The following is a 20,412-nucleotide window of genomic DNA, read 5'->3' on the forward strand; positions in this document are numbered from 1 at the left end:
GAAATAACGGCTACTTCATACAATTAGCCATAGTCATTACAGACGCTCGCTTGATTTGTCATTTCAAAGTGAGATAATAGTAAACAATCTTCTTATATTTTAGATCAAAGTATGAGAAGTACCTACGCTCATAGCTTTATATATTTTACGCGCATTTTATAGCTGCTAAAAATAACATTTTTAGCAGTTGTATTGGTTTATAGCTGGCACTTTATGAATCGTCAATTCAGAGTGTGTGCATAGTAGATGAGGTTATAATCAATTCAAAATAGCTAAGAGGAGTCGGCTATGGTAAAGATTCGTGAAGGATTACCACTGGTGGATGGACAGACCACACAGGCCGATAGTGCAACACTAGCGGCGCAACTGGTGGCGAGTCAACGCTCTCATCAGTCGGCCAATAGCTATGCCCAAATTCCCCTCGATATCAAATACCAGCTGGCAACTCATAAGCTACATACGACTTTTGATCGCTCCGCTGCACATACTTATGATGGTCGTGATCCCACGCTTGATGACGAGCAATTAGACAATACCTACGCGCAGTCGAATGAAGAGCTCGACCCAGTTGATATAGATCAAGCCAATATCGACGTCCCAACATGGCTAGATAATGTTGCCAAACGCATTGGACAAGAATCAGTGCCTCATCTTAGTGCTGCCTGTGAGTTTATCCGCAATCATATGAACACCAGTCAGTCTGAGCGTTCAGGGGCTTATGTGACTGGCATCGGCATGACGGATATATTGACCTATCTTTATCAGGATGAAGATGCGCTTGTCGCAGCTATGCTGTACCGTAGTGCTCGTAAGTCGATCATTAGTCTTGCTGAAGTAGAGAAAAACTTCGGCTCAGATGTCCATACCCTTGTCAAAGACACTTTGGCCATGGGTAAGCTTTCGGAGATTATTGAGAGTAACAAGCGCTTAGAAGACCACTTCGTAAACAACCAACGTGATCAGTTGTCGAACATTTACAGCATGCTTATCTCTGTCACCAATGACGTGCGCGTGGTTCTTATTAAGCTGGCAGAGCGTACCTTTGCCATGCGTGAGCTGACCTTTTCTAATGAAGAGCGTCAGAGCCGTGTTGCACGCGAAGTCATGACTATTTATGCGCCGCTCGCACATCGCTTGGGTATTGCACAGCTAAAATGGGAGCTTGAAGACTTGGCTTTTCGTTATCTTGCGCCTGACAGATATAAAGAAATTGCCAAATTACTGTCAGAGAAACGCAGCGAACGCGAATCCTACATCCAGCGTGTACAAGACAAGCTCAATGACTCATTAGCACAGGCAAGTATTGAGGGTGAGGTCTCTGGACGTGTCAAACACATCTATTCCATTTATCGCAAAATGAAACTCAAGGGTTTGTCGTTCGATCAGCTTTATGATATTCGCGCATTACGTGTATTGGTAACTAATCCCTCTGACTGCTATCACGTTTTGGGTCTAGTACATGGCTTATGGCGTTATATTCCTGAGCAGTTTGATGACTATATTACCAATCCAAAGTCAAATGGCTATCGCTCTCTACATACTGCCGTCATTGCTGAGAACAAATCACTGGAAGTACAGATTCGTACGCACGAAATGCATTTTGAGGCTGAGCTTGGCATGTGTGCGCATGTCAACTATAAAGAAGGTCTGAAGAACAAGAAGGACAATTACTTAAATCAAAGAATCAGCTCGCTACGTCAGTTATTGTCTATTAATAATGAAACGCGTAGTCAAACGCGCTCATCCACACTGTCAAGCGAAGAAGATGACACAGAGTTTGATGAAGAAGAACAACTCGTTGATTTCGACGAGCTTGAGCGTATTTATATCTTTAGCCGTGATGGCGACATTACCGAACTACCAAAAGGTGCAACTGTTCTTGATTTTGCCTACTACGTGCATACTCAAGTAGGCAACAGTGCCCAAGCCGCTCGAGTCAATCAGCGCTATGTACCACTGACCTATCAACTCAAAACAGGTGAGCAGGTTGAGATTATCACCAAGTCTTCACGTGAGCCAAACCGCGACTGGTTAGTGGCCTCACTAGGTTATATTCATACCAACCGCGCGCGCTCAAAACTACGCCAGTGGTTCAATAAACAAGACCGTGATAAAAATATAGAGATAGGTCGTCAGATGCTCAGCAAAGAGCTTGAGCGTCTGTCTGTACATCCTAACAGTATTGATTTAAATGACTATATTCAGCATTTTCACGTTAATACGACCGATGATATTATTGTGGGTCTTGTTACAGGTGATATTGGACTTAATCAGCTTACCAGTCATATATCGCGTCAGCTGCATCTAGAGCCTGAAATACCGTCAGAAAATTTTACCTCTCATGTGGATAATAGAGACTCAGGTAAGATTGATGCTTACAAAATCCATATCGATGGTCTAGATAATATTGAGGTCAACTTAGCAGGCTGCTGTCATCCTGTTCATGGCGAACCAATCGCTGGATATATTACGTTATCACGAGGCGTGAGTGTTCATAACCGCGGTTGCCCTGAATATACACGTCTGGTTGAGCGTGACCCCGAACGCAAAATCGAGGCAGCTTGGGAGGTGCAATCAGGTCGCTATCAACCAGTTGATATTCATGTAGAAGCGTACGACAGGCGTGGTTTATTACGTGATCTGACGCAAATTATTGACAAAGAAAATGTCAATATTCGCCAAGTTCAAACCCTTAGTAATGATGACAATATTGCCTTTCTAAAGTTTCATATCGAGGTTTCAGGGTTGGCACATTTGTCTAAGCTACTAGCAAAGCTAGAGCAGCAACATGGTATTTTGCATGCTCGCCGTGCTGTCGCTTAAGTCATACCGTTATCTATATATCGATTATTTAACAATAGAGTTGTCATAAGAATACTATGCCTGAATTGCCAGAAGTAGAAACGACCAAAACCAGCCTTGCACCGCTACTGGGACAACAGGTAGCTGATATAAAAGTGTTCCAACCCAAATTACGCTGGGCAATGCCAGATGACCTAGATAGTGTAGTGAATCACACGTTAGATAGCGTGGAGCGTCGAGCAAAATATCTCGTTCTCAATTTTTTGCCTGTCATAGTTGATGACAAATCTGCCTCCATCAAAACAGCATCACCACTTCAGTTGCTCGTTCATTTAGGAATGTCAGGTAGTTTGCAGCAGCATCCTCATGGTACTGATAAACGCAAACATGACCATTTGATCATTACTTTTAACAATGCTGACAATACAAAGTCTCAACTACATTACTATGATCCTAGACGTTTTGGCTCAGTACTATGGTACAAAGATTACGGTGCTAAATTATTAGATCATTTAGGTCCTGAACCACTCTCAAAAGCGTTTACTGCAGATTATTTGTACGCGTTGATTCAACGTACTGATTCTGGTCGTAAAGATAACCTCAGCACAAAACCGGACAGTTCCTCATCGACCAAACAACAAAAATCTATCACTCGAGCCATTAAATCGGTGATTATGGAACAAAAGGTAGTGGTAGGTGTTGGTAATATTTATGCGACCGAAAGCCTTTATCTATCAGGTATTCATCCCGCTACCCCTGCTAACCAAATCTCATACCAACAGATTAATATTTTGGTTGATCATATTAAAGACATCTTAAAAAAGGCCATTGAGCTTGGGGGTTCGACGCTACGGGATTTTACAGTAGCGAGTGGTCAGACTGGTTATTTTCAGCAAACTTTAAACGTTTATGGTCGTCAAGGAGAGCACTGTCTACATTGCGACACTACATTAGAGAATATAAAACTCAATGGTAGAGCCAGCGTTTACTGTCCAGAGTGTCAACCACTAGCATAACCGCTTGCTGTACATTGCGCCTTATTTTGCCTTAAGCTCAAGCGAGCACTCTTACCAAGTCGCTCTGACTGAGCACAATATGTTTTACTGCAGTAAGAATATCCTGCGCATTCTTGTTGCTTATTGACGTGCATCTTGCTTTAATAGAAGGAGCTCTTACATAAACAGTGCAAGCTATTTATTTTTCTGTAATACTATACCCGTATATCGTTGCCGCATTATTCTCGTGTGAAGACAGCAGCAGCCATTAATCATACTAATTATGAATCTTAGGATATCGTCATGACTGTTAAAGCTAAAACCCAACGCACAGTTAAGCAAAATCTTTTTACTGTTGTTGCTACCTTAGGGTTAATGGTTGCTAGTATGCAGCCTACTTTTGCAGCCATAGAAATAGACGAGACTGACTTTGGTCCTTCATACGAAACAATGGTAGTTGATACAGTCGTTGGCAAGCCATTACAGCTCGTTAATGCTGTGGCTGGTACCGCAGTGTATCTCGTTAGTCTACCCTTCTCACTTATTGGGGGTAATGCAGACCAAGCGCAGCAAAAATTGTTTGTTGAGCCTTGGGATGCCATGGGAAGATGTTTAGGCTGTACCGTTGCCGAAGACAACTACTATAAATCGCAGGTTGTTGATAATAATATTGTACGTATCGTCGTTGATCAACCATCAGAGATTCTGATTAATACCAACGATTACGTGGTTGTCACTCCATAGAACTGTCATTCCATAGACTACTATTTTTGACGGTTTTTTGAGTAGATTAACAACTGTCAACTTGTGAACAAACAATTTATGAACAGACACAAAAAAAGGCTAACGTAACGTTAGCCTTTTTTATTGCTTTATTTTAGAGATACTAAAATATTAAGCACCTTTCTTGCTACGACCGTGACGCTTACGCTCACTTTCAGTTAAGTAACGCTTACGGATACGTACCGCTTTTGGCGTTACTTCAACCAATTCGTCGTCTTGAATAAACTCAAGCGCTTGCTCAAGAGTGAATTTAACGGCTGGCGTCAACGTCAATGCTTCATCAGTACCACTTGCACGTACGTTGGTAAGCTGTTTAGCAGTCGTTGGGTTAACTGTCATATCATCGTTACGAGAGTTAAGACCAACAATCATACCTTCGTAAACTTCAAGCTGTGGCTCAGCAAATAACTTACCACGTTTCTGTAGGTTAAATAGTGCAAAACCTAAGCAAGTACCGTTTGCCATAGAAACCAATACGCCATTAGAGCGACCACCAACATCACCGATCTTTTGTGGACCGTAATGTGAGAAGCTTGACGTCATGATACCGCTACCTGAAGTCAATGTTAAAAACTCAGAGCGGAAACCAATCAAACCGCGAGCTGGGATCGTGGCTTCAATGCGCATACGGCCTTTACCATCAAGCTCCATATTGGTCATCTCGCCTTTACGTAGACCGACCTGCTCCATGATAGAACCTTGATGCTCTTCTTCAATATCGAAAACAACGTTTTCGTACGGCTCTTGTAGCTTACCATCAACTTCTTTTACGATAACTTCTGGACCTGATACACCCATCTCGAAACCTTCGCGGCGCATGTTTTCGATAAGTACAGATAGATGAAGCTCACCGCGACCTGATACCTTAAATTTATCAGGAGACTCAGTATCTTCTACACGCAATGCCACGTTGTGAATCAACTCACGCTCAAGACGCTCACGAATATTACGTGACGTCACAAACTTACCATCACGACCAGCAAACGGTGAGTTGTTTACTTGGAAGTTCATCGATACTGTAGGTTGATCAACCGTTAATGGTGGTAGTGCTTCAACATTATTAGGATCACAGATGGTATCAGAAATATTTAGTGCATCGATACCAGTAATACAAACGATGTCACCTGCCTGCGCATCTTCGACATCGATACGATCAAGACCATGATAACCCATAATTTTCAGGATACGGCCATTACGTGTCTTACCATGTTTATCGATAATAGTCACTGGCGTGTTGAGTTTAACTTTACCACGCTGGATACGACCAATACCAATAACACCAACAAAGCTGTTGTAATCAAGGCTTGAGATTTGCATACGGAACGGAGCATCAGCATCAACTTGTGGAGGCTGTACAACATCAACGATAGTCTTGAACAGTGGGGTCATGTCATCAGCTAGATCATCTGCTTCTAGACCTGCAATACCATTCAATGCCGACGCATAAACAACTGGGAAATCAAGCTGTTCGTCATTAGCACCTAAGTTATCAAATAAATCAAAGATTTGATCCATCACCCAGTCAGGGCGTGAGCCAGGACGGTCAATTTTATTGATAACAACAATTGGTTTTAGACCTTGCTCAAATGCTTTTTGCGTTACAAAACGAGTCTGAGGCATTGGACCATCAACAGCATCAACAACTAGCAATACGCAGTCAACCATTGACATTACACGCTCAACTTCACCACCAAAGTCGGCGTGACCTGGGGTATCAACAATGTTAATACGGTATTCAGTTTCTGAAGTCTGATCTGTCCAGCGGATAGCTGTGTTTTTAGCCAAAATAGTAATACCACGTTCTTGCTCAATATCACCTGAATCCATTGCACGTTCAGCGATGTTTGCACGATCACCAAAAGTACCAGATTGATGTAATAATTTATCAACCAAAGTTGTTTTACCGTGGTCAACGTGGGCAATAATTGCAATGTTACGCAGGTGTTTGATATCGTTCGCCATATAAAATGCTCGTGTCGTCTTAAAAAAATGCAGTAGCAATAAGCGCCGCTGGATAAACTCTTATCATCAATCAGATAGATACTAAAATCTAGATAACACAATATAAGTACTATCAAGAAATTCAATATAATCAAATATCTATGCCGATAAATTCATCGTACAGATAGCTATGCTAATGTACATTCTGTCAATTTACAGAATGTTTGGGTGGCTAGTATAACATTATTGATTCATAAATTTATGAAATAACTTACTTTTCTCAATTCACAAATAAAAAAAAGCCACCCATTAGGTGACTTTTTTTGTAACCGTATATTTAACTATACAGCTAATTAGCTAATACTTATTGAACAACCATATCTTTAGTTTGCTCAACAGTCATAGTTTTGTCACCAGTGATGATGGCATAAACACGACGGTTCATAGCACGACCTTCTTCAGTGTCGTTTGATGCAATTGGGTTGTCATAACCATAACCAACAGTTGATAGACGGTTTGGAGCGATGCCGAATTCGTTGGTTAGCATAGATTTAACAGCAACGGCACGAGCTTCAGATAGACGTTGGTTGTAACGTGCTGAAGGACCAGTTTTAGAAGCATGACCTTCTACACGAGCTGTAGAGTTAGGATACTCACGCATCTTCTCTGCTACTTTAGCGATTTCTGGCTGGTATTGAGCTTTGATAGCCGATTTGTCGTTGTCAAAGAATACACGTAGTTCCATTTTCAGCTCGTCAGTAATATCTACTGGTACTGGGCAACCACGCTCATCAACTACTACATTCATTGGAGTGCCTGGGCATGCATCCATGCTATCAGGTACGCCATCACCGTCAGAATCAAGGTCAGCTTCAACAACAACTACTGGAGTAGTATCAACCATTGGCTCTTGCATTGGTGGTACTGCTACTGTAGGTGCTAAATGGCCACCAAGTACAACTTCTAGACCGGCTAAAGCCATGCCTTCCCACCAGTTGTTATCAAAGTTGTGAATCGCACGAGCTTCACCACGTAGGCTTAGTGCATCGTTGATACGATACATAGCACCTAGACCTAGGTTACCGATAGTGTCTTTAGTACCACTAACTTTATCACCTGAAGAATCTTTAATCTCAAGCTTAGATTGACCAGCACCAACTAGTACATAAGGTTTAAGTGCACTATCAGTGTAACCAGTGAATTCTTCAGTACCGATCAAGAAGTTACCAGAGATCATTTCTTGTTCTGCATCAAAGTTATCAGAACCATCTTGGCTGATCGCATCAGTATCTGATACACCATACTCTACTTGGAACTGAGTAGAAGGGGTCAGTTCAATACCCAGTGCTGCACCAGTATAAAGACCGTCTTCTTTATAATAACTATCACCTTGACCATCATAGTTTTCTAGTAACTCTGCTTGATCATCATCAGCGCCTTCGCTGTAGTGATAACCTAGTAGTAGTGGGCTGATAGTTACACCAGCATTAGCTGCTAAAGGTGCAGCTGTTACAGCGAACAGTGCTAGAGCGATTTTATTCAGTTTCATGGACTTCCTCCAAAGGATAATTTTAGTAATGCATTAAGCAAAACCGATTCTCAAGACGTTTTCTTTAAAGTAGACATCTTTTACACATTTAAGTTACAGAGCAAAACTAATTAAGAAGCAGCTTAGCGATTATCGATTCAGTTTACAACGTTTTTCGTTAACGAGCTACACATTATTACACGATGATGTTGCAACTAAAACACAATCCATTGCCTAAGTTACTCAGAACTAACACACCTTACGAATTTTATCTATTGCATGTGAGTTCGCGGTAGGTATTGATAAGACCACACCTATCGTTTGAATATATTTTATTACAATTTATAATTTTTCTCTATGTTTAATATGGATAATTCACTAATTGAAACATTTTTTGACAGTAGATATATATTCTGTTTATATTAGGACAATCAACATTGTTCTAGGCATAAAGCAAATTTGCCAATGTACCCGTTTTGTACACTAACTTTAACTGTGATATTCAACTGCATCACTCGACAATCTCTAAGCATCGCGTTTGGTAGAAGCTATAGGACAGGCTAGATCATTTGTTAAAATAACTGAATACTATAGGACATAGCAGGTTATGAAATGGCGGCATAAGATATCATCAGGCAGTAGTCGAGGCTTCACTCTAATTGAATTGATGGTGACTATTTCAGTGCTGGCTATTGTCACTGCTATAGCGACGCCAAGTATTTTGACACAATTAACACGCATGGAAGCAAACCGTGTTAAAAGCCAGCTGGAAAACACACTATCTCTGGCTAAAGCTGAAAGTTATATCAGTAGACAAGATATAATAGTTTGTTTGTCTAAAAACGAAAAACGATGTCATAAAAATGGTGATAAAACGCTTCTGGCGTTTGTAGATAAGAACGACAACCAACGTTTTAATCCTAACGTAGACACTTTGATAACCAAACAGTCTCTGAACCTGAAATACAGCACGGTAAAATTAAGAGCAAGCAACCGTCACTACACTAAGTTTTGGGGAGATAGCGGCAAACCTCGAGGACACTTCGGACATATCAAGTACTGTCCCACCTCTTCTTACAACCAGACAATGTACCAGATATCATTCAACCAAGCAGGTATTGTCAGATACAAACCTAACGCAGACCATCCTACTGGTTGCTAGCATGACGAAAGAGCTCATGCTGACTATATGACTTGAAAGAATAAATTCACTGATAACGCTGCTGCTGTTGCCATAGTAGCCGACTTTGTAATGGTTGATAGTCAAGTAAATGATCTATCAGATGCCGATGAAGCTTTGACCAATTGTTTAGTGTCGTCTCAACAATACCAAGATGTGCCATTTCAATAATATCCACACCTTTGAGAACCGTTTGGCTAGTACTACTTTCCAAATGCTCAGATTCAGTATTGCTTTGTACAATAGGCAGTAGACCTACATCAGGTAAAAACCGATAAACACCATCAGGCTCAATATTATCTTCGACATTGTCATGTGCTAGCGTTAACGTAAAACCAAGCTCATTAAACAGATGCTTTTCAAATTGGCGCAAACATAGGCGTAGCTCATTAGCACTCAAGGACTGCTTGAGGCGCTCTAAACTGGTTTGATAATGTTGCCACAAAATAGGCATTGGATCTTCGGTAGGTAACAGCCGCCACAGTATCTCATTAAGATATAACGCTGCATATTGGTGTTGACCATTGATATTGGCGTAAGGTACTGCTTGTGAAGTCTTGGCAAAACTACCTTCTAATGCACTATCTGTTTGAGTGACCGTTTGCGAGGTGATATGAATTTGACTGAATGTCTTTAAATCGCGTTTACCCGTTGCAAAAAGTTGCAAAGGCATAAATAGCGGTGCGCCTTTTTTCCCAATACCATGAATCACACCATGCTGCTGAGAAAAAAGATAATACAACGCACGCTTTTCTTGGTAAGGTCGCTGATGTAATAAATAGCCAATTAACGCTTCGTTACGCATCGTTTATTACCTCAGCATTTAATATATGGGTAACACTACCGCACTACCCTTTGATCGCTATCAATAGCCCAAGCTGGTCAATGCACGTTCGTCATCAGACCAACCACGTTTTACTTTGACCCATAATGTCAGCATAATCTTCTTATCGAACAGCTGCTCCATATCTTTACGAGCATCCATACCGACTTGCTTAATACGTTGACCTTTGTCACCAATGACGATAGCTTTTTGACCACCGCGCTCAACAAATATAGTCGCATCAATAAAAGTGCATGCTTTACGTGGACGCCCTGTCTTTGGATCAGTATGCGCAGGTTCATCTTTAAAAGCGTCAATCTGTACAGTCAAGTCATAGGGTACTTCATCACCTGCACTACGCATGATTTTTTCGCGGATGATTTCACTAGCCAAAAAGCGCTCTGAGCGATCAGTGATTTGCTCTGTATCATAGATAGGTGCGGCAATTGGCAGATGTGAAGCAATGACTTCCTGTAAACGATCTAAATTTTGGTTTTTGAGCGCAGATACTGGAACAATATCAGCAAAATCGAAACTTTCATTGAAGGTTTCAATAAGCGGTAACACACTGCCTTTGTCTTTTAGCGTATCCGATTTATTAATCACCAGTACGACTGTCAAATTGGTTTCACCAAGTTTTTGCAACGTCAGCAAATCATCATCACGCCATTGATCTGAGTCAACGACAAATAATACGAGATCAACATCCACCAAAGCAGACACTGCTGCTTTATTCATGCGCTCGTTAATCGCACGCACCTCATTACGATGAATACCTGGCGTATCAACAAACACAGCTTGCATTTCATGGTTCGATAAAATGCCATGAATACGGTGGCGAGTCGTTTGTGGCTTACGTGAGGTAATAGATAACTTTTGACCAAGCAGATGGTTCATCAACGTTGATTTACCTACGTTTGGACGTCCAACGATCGCAACATAACCTGATCTGAAGTCATCAGCCATGCGAGCATTATTACTTGGTGCAAAAAACTCTTCGATCGCCATATCATTGTCTACTGTGACATCTTCTACGTTATCACTATCGCCATCAGTAATTTCGATATTGTCTCGGTCTAAACCAGTATCAGCATGTTCGATCATGTCTTTAGTGTTGTTTTCTTCATTTGATGGCAAATCAGTACGATTGCTCATAAGGTATTCCTATAGGGGTTGTATCTGGCCAGATATCGCTTAATAGCTTGCTTATATCGTTGCTATTGGCTATCGGCCAGTAATATTTAAAGTTTTAAGACGATTGATAGGTAAGGTGGCGTTAAACAGTGCCTTTCAAGGTATCCTCGCTTGAAAGTGACACTCTACAGTTAAAATATTTTTGCGGATATCGATAGCCATTCACTAAGGACGCTTTTTGGCTGATCCTGGAAGTTTATGTAGCTGATTGATCATAAGCTCTGCTGCTTTTTGCTCAGCAATACGGCGACTCTCACCAGATTCAGTAATATCAGGACAGTTATTGATATTGACGTGACAGCGTACTACAAAGATTTGATGGGGAGCATTACCGCGCGTTTCCATTAGCTCATAGTTTGGCAAATCAAACTGCTTCGACTGTAGCCACTCTTGCAAACGGCTTTTGGCGTCTTTTAGTGCTTTTTGGTCGTTGACGTTATCGATCAAATCTCCATACCATGACAGCACGCAGTTTCTAGTAATATCCATATCATGACTGTCTAAGTAGATAGCACCAATCAATGACTCTACTGCGTCAGCCAGAATAGAGGCGCGATTGCGACCACCACCTTTACGCTCACCTACTCCTAATATTAGATGGTTAGACAACTCCAAGTTTTGTGCAATGATAACCAGTGACTCTTGGCGTACAAGCGTTGCACGCATACGAGTGAGACGTCCTTCATTCTGATTAGGATAACGATGGTATAGCGCTTCGCCCACAATCATACCCAACAGCGCGTCGCCTAAAAACTCTAAACGCTCGTAGTTTTTTTTGCTGTCAAATGAGCGATGTGTCAATGCAAGCTTTGGGAGGCTCAAGTCATTAAAAACATAGCCTAACTTACGCGTCAATACCGCTAACCGCTGAATAAATTCTGAGCTAACAACAAGCGTGTCGACAGACGTGCTATTTTTTTTGGGAGTAGGAACCGCTTGGGAATGTTGCGAAGTTGGTTTCATGCGTGGCTTGTGGTTATCCCTTCTGTTTTACAGATTTAGTTTAATAAAAGTATACGTTGGGCAATATCAAGAGTATAAAAGTACTGTGCTGGATTGCTGCCGCTTACTTTGCTTCAGCCATATCAACGTTGCCTTCGAAACGATTGACAATATCAACATTACTAAAAAAATTATTGGTTACTTCGTATTTTTTATGAATAGCCAACTGGCCTGTTTTTTTGTCGGTGAACGTAAATACTTCTTCTGCCTTGGTATCATAATCAGCATTGATAGACAGCTGTTTGTTCACACGCTCAACGAACTGCTTGGCTGTTTCATTATTGTTGTTGGCTACTTTTAGCTCTGCGCTCAAAAGCTTTGTTAACTGATAGTCACCAATTTGAGCAGGTAGGATAGCTACCATAAGCTTCAGAGAAATACCTAGCACCATAATAATGAGAACGATATTGGTCACACTAGCACCGCGCTGCGTGGTCAAACCAGATAACTGCTGCATTATGATATTCCTCTATGGGTAAATAACTGTTTTTGATGGCTACTTATCAGACAGTCATCGATTGGATAGCAACGATATTAGCATAAAACTATTATCTATAAATCAACCAATAGAGCACTCACAATGTTAATCAATAGTACCATTACGCTCAAAGGTCGGTAAATTTAGTCCAGGTGGTTTATGCATCCATATGTAGACAGCTTTGCCTGCTAGGTTTTCATCAGGAACAAACCCCCAAAATCGACCATCCGCACTACGATCGCGATTATCACCCATCACAAAATACTGACCTTCTGGTACTTCGATACGCCACTCTGTGCCTTCCGAATCAACCACTTCTGGCGATTGTTGTTGTAAAAAAGGCGCGTACTGGGCGCTGTTCATACCATCTAAATAGCGAACTAAGTGCTTGTTGTCACCTTGCGTTTCTTGAAAGTACGTTGCTGCGTCTTCTTCTTGCTGACCCATTGCAGCCGCACTCTCTTCAGTGAGCACTTGGCCCGGACCCATCTGCCCTGGCAGATAGAGCTGTGACGTCAATTCAGCATTTGCATCAAAATCGATAGGCGTCGTATCTACAGGAACATCATTGATAGAAATCGTACCCTGATTGTAGCTGACCGTATCACCAGGCAAACCAATCAAGCGTTTAATATAGTAGATGCTTGGGTTTTCAGGATAGCGAAATACCACCACGTCACCATGCTCAGGCTCGCCTGTATCCACAACTTTATTATAAGTCAGTGGCAAACGGACGCCATACGCATACTTGTTGACTGCAATGAAGTCACCTGTATACAACGTTGGTACCATAGAGGATGATGGAATATTAAAAGGCTCAACCAAAAACGAGCGTACAACCAGTACCACGGCCAGTACAGGGAAAAAATCATAAGCCCAGCGTACCAAGAGGCTTTCTTGACCTCGTCCGCGAGTTTTACGTTGCTTGAGCGCAAGCTTATCCAACAGCCATACAATCCCTAAGCCTATAGTTAACGGTACTAAAATTAAATTAAAATCAAAATCCATACCAAATTGCCTATTAACACGCTGCCTGTATAGCTGCTTTGACGATAAGACCAACGACGTTCAACTGTGATGTACCAAAACTATAGTAGATAACGCTAGTGTTTAGCTATCTACTTGCAGGACAGCCAAGAAGGCTTCTTGTGGAATCTCCACGTTACCCACTTGCTTCATACGTTTTTTACCCGCTTTTTGCTTAGACAGCAGTTTCTTCTTACGTGATACATCGCCACCATAGCACTTAGCCAGTACGTCTTTACGCATCGCTTTTACGGTACTACGGCCAATAATCTGACTACCGATAGCCGCCTGAATAGCCACATCAAACATCTGACGCGGAATCAACTCTTTCATCTTGGTCACGAGCTGGTTACCGCGGAAACGTGCTTGATCTTGATGGACAATCATCGCCAAGGCGTCAACTTTGTCGCCATTGATTAGTACGTCAACCTTGACCAGTTTATCCACTTGGTAACGATCAAAATTATAGTCTAGTGAAGCAAAACCGCGAGAGACTGACTTTAGACGATCAAAGAAATCCATGACCACCTCGCCCATTGGAATATCAAAGATAATCTGAACTTGCTTGCCCATAAAACGCATATCGACCTGTACACCGCGGCGCTCGATACATAGCGTCATGACATTACCTAGGTAATCTTGCGGTACTAGAATCTGACAGCGCGCAATCGGCTCACGGAACTCTTCTATATTGTTCGGCTCAGGTAGTCTTGATGGATTATCAACATAGATAACCTCGCCGCCTTTCTTTTCAATCTCATAGATAACAGACGGTGCAGTGGTGATCAAATCCAAGTTATACTCGCGTTCTAGACGCTCTTGGATAATCTCCATGTGTAGCATACCCAAGAAGCCACAACGAAAGCCAAAGCCTAATGCATCTGAGGTATCCGGCTCAAAAAACAACGACGCATCGTTGATTTGTAGTTTCTGTAGTGCTTCACGGAACTTTTCAAAGTCGCTAGAATCTACTGGGAACATCCCTGCATATACTTGCGGGGTAATCTGCTTGAAACCTGGAATACGATCGACGTCAGGCGTTTTAGAATGCGTAATCGTATCGCCTACTGGGGCGCCAGCGATGTCTTTGATACCCGCAATGATAAAGCCCACTTCGCCTGCTTCTAAAACACCAGTATCGACAGGCTTAGGGGTGAATACACCGATAGAACTCACGGGATGAGCATCGCCGGTCGATTTGATATAAATCTTATCGCCCTTTCTCACAGTTCCTTGGCGTACGCGTACTAGCGATACCACGCCCAAATAGCTATCAAACCATGAATCAATGATAAGCGCTTGCAGAGGAGCTTCTCTGTCACCAGTCGGTGCCGGAATAAACTCAACCAGTGCTTCGAGCAATTTATCAACACCAAGACCAGATTTCGCTGAGACACGCGGTGCATCTACTGCATCGATGCCGATGATATCTTCAATCTCTTGAATAACACGCTCAGGCTCTACTTGTGGCAAGTCAATTTTGTTGAGAACTGCCATTACTTCTAGACCTTGGTCTACTGCTGTGTAGCAGTTGGCAACCGACTGTGCTTCTACGCCCTGAGCCGCATCAACGACCAATAGCGCGCCTTCACAAGCCGCGAGTGAGCGTGATACTTCATATGAGAAGTCAACGTGCCCGGGCGTATCAATAAAGTTCAGCTGATAGCGCTCACCATTTGGGTGATCATAAAACAGCGTTACCGACTGTGCTTTGATGGTAATACCGCGCTCACGCTCAATATCCATCGAGTCGAGCACCTGCGCCTGCATCTCTCGATCTTGCAAGGCACCGCACATCTGAATAAAACGATCGGCAAGGGTCGACTTACCATGATCAATGTGGGCAATGATTGAAAAGTTACGAATATTGGCTAATGCAGTCACAAAGCGCCTACTAATTTAAGGGTGATAGAATAATAAAGTTAAAGAACAGATGCGGTCAGGTACAATTGGAGATACTTGTGCTTCGTTGAGAATTAGATGTCTCAATCCAGTCAATTTTACTAATGTCGTCGCCTACTATACAAAGCCAAGCACATTAACTCTTATGCATACGCATGAAAGAGTATTCTAGCAGTTTTCAACCACAAAGTAAGGCGATTTTAGTAGTAGAGAGACGATTTATCAATGGTTTAAGATTGACTGACAATCGACAAGGGATATTTAACTAAGCAGTGACGTCTAGAAACTTTTGAGACAAGACATTATTTGAAGCAAAAAAAAACCAATCTCGAAGGATTGGCTTTTTGATATTGCAAGTACTGCTATATATGGTGGCGATGAAGAGACTTGAACTCTTGACCTCACGATTATGAGTCATGCGCTCTAACCAGCTGAGCTACATCGCCGTTTTAGGCTGCACATTATGCCCAAGCTGTTGACTGCCGTCAACCCCTAATGGGCATTTTTTGCAAAAAAATGAATGTAATTCAGATTAATTGCAACGATTACTACCACAAACAATAAAAAAGGTTTGGTAAACCGATAAGCCGGGTTCTGTCGTGGACGATCATTCCTCTAGGCGTATCATCGCTAATACGCTCAAGCAACCTACCCGCATCGAACGCGGGCCGCGCCATGCCGATGCCTATTTGGTCTTGCTACGCGTGGAGTTTACCATGCCGTGAGATGTTGCCATTCACGCGGTGCGCTCTTACCGCACCCTTTCACCCTTACCGATAATACCCTAAGATACTAAAGGCGGTCTACTCTCTGCTGCACTGGTCGTCAAGTTACCCTGCCCAGCCGTTAGCTGGCACGCTGCCCTATGTAGCCCGGACTTTCCTCCCCTGCTCATCTGTTGCCAGTGTGCAGCGGCGATCGCCTAGTCTACCAAGCGCGCTAGTATAGCAAACTTATGAGGGCCTGCGACTATCTTTTGGATTTATTTTTGAGGACAATACAAATGGGCTAAACAAAATTTTCTGGCAGTGTTTCAATATTACCGACCAAGTTATCTTTTAGATATGGTATCTGTAGCCAGTGCGCTTCGGGGTAATGTCTGGCTAAATAATTTTGCAAAAAATCAATGGTACTGTTTGCAATCTCAGCATCCGTTTGCTCAGCATCGTCATGAATATGATTATAAATCACACTATGCACCGTTAATCCGCGCGATTTTATGGCTTCTAAGCTCAGTAACGTATGATTGATACTACCTAACCGACCGGAGGTGACCAAGACGATAGGATAGTCTTGCTCCGCAATATAATCTAGGGTCAATAATTCAGTGGTAATCGGAACTAATAATCCGCCTGCTCCTTCTAATAATACCACTTCATAATCATTCTGCAATGCTTTGGTGGCTTCAGTAATCATCTGAATATCTAGGGGCTGGTTTGCCAATGCAGCAGACAGATGCGGTGATGCAGGTTTCTCGTAGCGATAAGGACAGGTGGTAAAATCTAAATCACAAGGCTGCAGCGGAATCTTCATCAACTTGCGGTGGCTTAAGATATCATCTGCGATGCCTAGTTCGCCATTTGCTTGTTTACTGATGCCTGTTTGCACCAGTTTTTGTGTCATGACATTGATACCTTGCTGCATCAACGCTTTGGCAAGCAATCCAGTAGCATAAGTTTTACCGATATCGGTATCAATGCCAGATACAAATAGCACGCTCATAGCTGACCTCGGCTTTCTAAATACGTACGCACCACTTTTAGGAGTGCTTGGCATAAGGTCGTCAGCTCGTCATCAGTAATCACATAAGGCGGCATGATGTACACCAATTTACCAAACGGTCTGACCCAAATACCATTATCAATCAATAAGGATTGAAAAATGGGCATATCGACCGCGTCATGCAACTCAATCACAGCAACTGCGCTCAAACAACGAACCTCAGCAACACCTTCTAATAACGCGGCAGGCGCTAATTGCTGTTCCATAATAGTCTGCATGTTTGCGGTACGCGCTTCGATATCATAAGACAGGATCAAATCAATCGATGCACATGCCACTGCACAAGCTAAAGGATTGCCCATAAAGGTTGGGCCATGCATCAGGGCTGGATAGTCACTATTATGGATGGTATCGGCAATTTTTCGGGTACATAGCGTTGCAGCAAAAGTCATATAGCCACCCGTCAGCGCCTTGCCAATGGTCATGATATCAGGGCTGATGCAAGCATGTTCACACGCAAATAATTTACCACTACGTCCAAACCCAGTGGCGATTTCATCGGCAATCAAGAGCACATCATGCTCATCACACAGTTGACGCAGCAATTGTAGATATTCAGGACTATAAAAACGCATTCCGCCTGCGCCCTGAATAATCGGCTCAATGATAAATCCCGCCAGCTGCGCGCCGTATTCGTTAAAAAACTGAGCTAATGATTCACGCTCATCTACTGTCAATGCGCGATCTAAGCCAAGCGGCGGCGCAGGAACGAAATGCTGCATCGGTAACTGCTTACCATACAGGCTGTGCATACCATTGACCGGATCACAGACACTCATCGCGTGCCACGTATCACCGTAATAGCCTGAATGGGTTGACGCAAACTGCTGCTTTAATGAACGCTTGGCGGCCACTTGATATTGCAATGCCATTTTTAGTGCCACTTCCACGGCAATACTGCCACTGTCAGCATAAAAAATTGCATCAAGTCCAGCAGGTACAATATCGAGCAGTTTTTTGCCCAGATCGATCGCTGGCTGATGGGTCAACCCACCAAACATCACATGCGCCATTTTGCTCAACTGCTGGGTCAGAGCCTCGTTTAACTTGGGATGATTATAGCCATGGACGCTCGCCCACCATGACGACATCCCATCAATGAGGCACGTGCCGTCTTCAGTGATGATATAAATACCTTCAGCGCGATCGATAACAATATTGGAATAGGTGGGCGGCAGGCTGGCATATGGGTGCCAAAGATGTCGCTGATCGAAGCCATTTGTTACTTGGATGGGTTTGATGGTTGTTGTTTGCGTGGTTATTGTTTCCATGGTCATCGTGTTGTCCCTAAAACGTTGTAAATCCAAACGTCATCAATCGCTTATCAATGTTTTATTGACCCGTAATACGTTTGTATTTAGATAACAAATCACTCTCTGTTTCGACATGATCAGGATCATGAGGGATACAGTCAACCGGACAGATCACCACGCACTGCGGCTCGTCAAAATGTCCGACACATTCTGTGCATAAATCTGGGTCGATGACATAGATATCATCGCCTTCTGAGATGGCCTCATTGGGACAAGCAGGCTCACACACATCACAGTTGATGCACTCATCAGTGATTAATAGTGCCATAAACTGCTCCTTATATTTTAATCGTTTCACGCGTAACTGGTCTCTCTTTGCCATTTTGGCAAGTCCTACCAGCAAACCGTTTAGTCAGCATCTACTATTCAATATTTAATTTTTTGTCAAAAGCTTGCAAGACACAGGGCGGAACAAACTTATTAACATCACCGCCGAGCTTGGCAATTTCACGAATCATAGTAGATGAGATAAACGAGTAATTCTGAGATGGGGTTAAAAATACCGCCTCAAAGTTTTCGTCTAGCTCGCGGTTCATATTTGCCAGTTGAAACTCGTACTCAAAATCTGACATCGCCCGTAATCCACGCAACACTGCCGTAGCGTGCTTTTCGCGCATGAAATCGACAAGCAACCCTTCAAAGCCAATCACAGATACCTGCGGTAAATCTGCAAATACGGTTTCGACCAAAGCCACGCGCTCTTCAAAATTGAACAAGGGTTTTTTATGATGGCCTGAGGCAACCGCGATAACGACCTCATCAAATAGCTTAACGGCGCGTGTGACCAAATCTACATGACCGTTGGTAATCGGATCAAAGGTACCAGGGTATAGAATTTTGGTATGTAGCTTTGAGGAATTGGGAGAAATAGAGTGGCTCATAGCATGACTGATATAATCGGTGATATTAGGCCATATGCTAGCAAATTTTGCTCAAACTTAATACTTATCTGCTACATTTGTCCTAACAGCTGATTTACCTTTTCATCAGAGGCTTTGATACAATAGGCAGTTCGACTCATCCATCTCATAATTGAAATAAAAAACAAGACTAGTTATTGGATTAGGATGAGGAATTAGTGGGACTGATTAAATAAGGAGCCTGTATCTTAGGTCATCCTTATGGAGAAATTATGTCAAAAAAATCAAAAAAGCCAGATAATCAGATTTGCGCCAATAAAAAGGCGCGTCATGAGTATTTTATCGAAGAAACCTTTGAGGCAGGACTGGCATTACAAGGTTGGGAAGTAAAAGCCATTCGTGCAGGGAAGATGACGATTACTGAAGCGTACGTCATATTCCGCAATAATGAAGCCTTCCTGTTCGGTGCGCACATTCAGCCACTACTATCGAGCTCAACGCACGTTAGTCCAGACAGCATTCGTACCCGTAAACTGCTACTGAACCGTCGTGAGATTGAAAAGCTATCTGGGGCAATCAATCAAAAAGGCTATGCTTGCGTACCGCTGTCTTGTTACTGGAAAAACTCACTGGTGAAATGCCAAATTGGTCTAGCATTGGGTAAAAAGCAGCATGACAAGCGTAAGACACTAAAAGATCGTGACTGGGAACGTGATAAACAGCGCGGTTTCAAACAGCATTTAGATTAAGCGTTATTTAATCTATATAAAAAAGGACGACTCAATATTTACTGAGCCGTCCTT

Annotated in this window: 17 protein-coding genes, 1 tRNA gene and 1 other RNA gene; 5 read left to right on the forward strand and 14 right to left on the reverse strand. The window is 42.6% G+C overall.

The features are described 5' to 3' along the window. Window positions 1–288 precede the first annotated feature (288 nt). From AC5JP1_RS08015 to AC5JP1_RS08025, 3 genes are all read left to right on the forward strand, one after another. On the forward strand, window positions 289–2,823 hold the full coding sequence (locus AC5JP1_RS08015) for a RelA/SpoT family protein (protein WP_493843738.1): 2,535 nt from the start codon (window positions 289–291) through the stop codon (window positions 2,821–2,823). 56 nt (window positions 2,824–2,879) lie between these two features. Continuing rightward, a complete protein-coding gene (mutM, locus tag AC5JP1_RS08020) occupies window positions 2,880–3,818 on the forward strand; it encodes a bifunctional DNA-formamidopyrimidine glycosylase/DNA-(apurinic or apyrimidinic site) lyase (protein WP_493843739.1) in 939 nt (312 codons plus the stop codon). 282 nt (window positions 3,819–4,100) lie between these two features. Then, window positions 4,101–4,541, forward strand: a complete 441-nt coding sequence (locus AC5JP1_RS08025) for a hypothetical protein (protein ID WP_319051899.1) — start codon at window positions 4,101–4,103, stop codon at window positions 4,539–4,541. 150 nt (window positions 4,542–4,691) lie between these two features. On the opposite strand, the gene typA is transcribed toward AC5JP1_RS08025, so the two are convergent. Together typA and AC5JP1_RS08035 are read right to left on the reverse strand one after the other, a co-directional pair. Then, window positions 4,692–6,542 carry a translational GTPase TypA gene (gene typA / locus AC5JP1_RS08030; RefSeq protein ID WP_319051900.1) on the reverse strand — a complete coding sequence of 617 codons (1,851 nt, stop codon included), beginning with the start codon at window positions 6,540–6,542 and terminating at the stop codon, window positions 4,692–4,694. Window positions 6,543–6,885: 343 nt separating this feature from the next. Then, window positions 6,886–8,070, reverse strand: coding sequence for an OmpA family protein (locus AC5JP1_RS08035; RefSeq protein WP_493843740.1), 1,185 nt, complete (start codon window positions 8,068–8,070; stop codon window positions 6,886–6,888). A 586-nt stretch (window positions 8,071–8,656) separates the two neighbouring features. Between AC5JP1_RS08035 and AC5JP1_RS08040 the strand changes: the two genes are divergently transcribed. Continuing rightward, entirely contained in the window at window positions 8,657–9,211 is a 555-nt protein-coding gene (locus AC5JP1_RS08040) for a pilus assembly FimT family protein (RefSeq protein ID WP_493843741.1), read from the forward strand. A 46-nt stretch (window positions 9,212–9,257) separates the two neighbouring features. Here the strand turns inward: AC5JP1_RS08040 and recO are convergent, their stop codons facing one another. From recO to coaD, 12 genes are all read right to left on the reverse strand, one after another. Then, window positions 9,258–10,034, reverse strand: coding sequence for a DNA repair protein RecO (gene recO / locus AC5JP1_RS08045; RefSeq protein WP_493843742.1), 777 nt, complete (start codon window positions 10,032–10,034; stop codon window positions 9,258–9,260). A 60-nt stretch (window positions 10,035–10,094) separates the two neighbouring features. Continuing rightward, window positions 10,095–11,060: a GTPase Era gene (gene era / locus AC5JP1_RS08050; protein ID WP_493844453.1), complete on the reverse strand. Its 966-nt coding sequence runs from the start codon at window positions 11,058–11,060 to the stop codon at window positions 10,095–10,097. 351 nt (window positions 11,061–11,411) lie between these two features. Further along, complete coding sequence (gene rnc / locus AC5JP1_RS08055; RefSeq protein ID WP_319051904.1) at window positions 11,412–12,209, reverse strand: ribonuclease III; 798 nt, start codon at window positions 12,207–12,209, stop codon at window positions 11,412–11,414. A gap of 103 nt (window positions 12,210–12,312) precedes the next feature. Further along, a complete protein-coding gene (locus AC5JP1_RS08060) occupies window positions 12,313–12,705 on the reverse strand; it encodes a DUF4845 domain-containing protein (protein WP_319051905.1) in 393 nt (130 codons plus the stop codon). 126 nt (window positions 12,706–12,831) lie between these two features. Then, window positions 12,832–13,734, reverse strand: a complete 903-nt coding sequence (gene lepB / locus AC5JP1_RS08065) for a signal peptidase I (RefSeq protein ID WP_493843743.1) — start codon at window positions 13,732–13,734, stop codon at window positions 12,832–12,834. 102 nt (window positions 13,735–13,836) lie between these two features. Beyond that, on the reverse strand, window positions 13,837–15,636 hold the full coding sequence (lepA, locus tag AC5JP1_RS08070) for a translation elongation factor 4 (protein ID WP_319051907.1): 1,800 nt from the start codon (window positions 15,634–15,636) through the stop codon (window positions 13,837–13,839). 387 nt (window positions 15,637–16,023) lie between these two features. Then, window positions 16,024–16,100: transfer RNA gene (locus AC5JP1_RS08075), tRNA-Met, on the reverse strand. A 121-nt stretch (window positions 16,101–16,221) separates the two neighbouring features. Next, window positions 16,222–16,588, reverse strand: an RNA gene (gene rnpB, locus AC5JP1_RS08080) — RNase P RNA component class A. A 74-nt stretch (window positions 16,589–16,662) separates the two neighbouring features. Beyond that, window positions 16,663–17,376 carry a dethiobiotin synthase gene (gene bioD / locus AC5JP1_RS08085; protein ID WP_493843744.1) on the reverse strand — a complete coding sequence of 238 codons (714 nt, stop codon included), beginning with the start codon at window positions 17,374–17,376 and terminating at the stop codon, window positions 16,663–16,665. Next, window positions 17,373–18,707 carry an adenosylmethionine--8-amino-7-oxononanoate transaminase gene (gene bioA / locus AC5JP1_RS08090; RefSeq protein WP_493844454.1) on the reverse strand — a complete coding sequence of 445 codons (1,335 nt, stop codon included), beginning with the start codon at window positions 18,705–18,707 and terminating at the stop codon, window positions 17,373–17,375. The genes bioD and bioA overlap by 4 nt, the downstream gene beginning before the upstream one ends. A gap of 61 nt (window positions 18,708–18,768) precedes the next feature. Next, a complete protein-coding gene (locus AC5JP1_RS08095) occupies window positions 18,769–19,017 on the reverse strand; it encodes a YfhL family 4Fe-4S dicluster ferredoxin (RefSeq protein ID WP_045453660.1) in 249 nt (82 codons plus the stop codon). 94 nt (window positions 19,018–19,111) lie between these two features. After that, window positions 19,112–19,630 (reverse strand): pantetheine-phosphate adenylyltransferase, encoded by a 519-nt coding sequence (gene coaD, locus AC5JP1_RS08100; RefSeq protein ID WP_319051912.1) that lies wholly within the window; start codon window positions 19,628–19,630, stop codon window positions 19,112–19,114. A gap of 251 nt (window positions 19,631–19,881) precedes the next feature. Between coaD and smpB the strand changes: the two genes are divergently transcribed. After that, window positions 19,882–20,358 (forward strand): SsrA-binding protein SmpB, encoded by a 477-nt coding sequence (smpB, locus tag AC5JP1_RS08105; protein WP_057758370.1) that lies wholly within the window; start codon window positions 19,882–19,884, stop codon window positions 20,356–20,358. Window positions 20,359–20,412: the final 54 nt, after the last annotated feature.

Source organism: Psychrobacter sp. H29 (assembly GCF_059073055.1).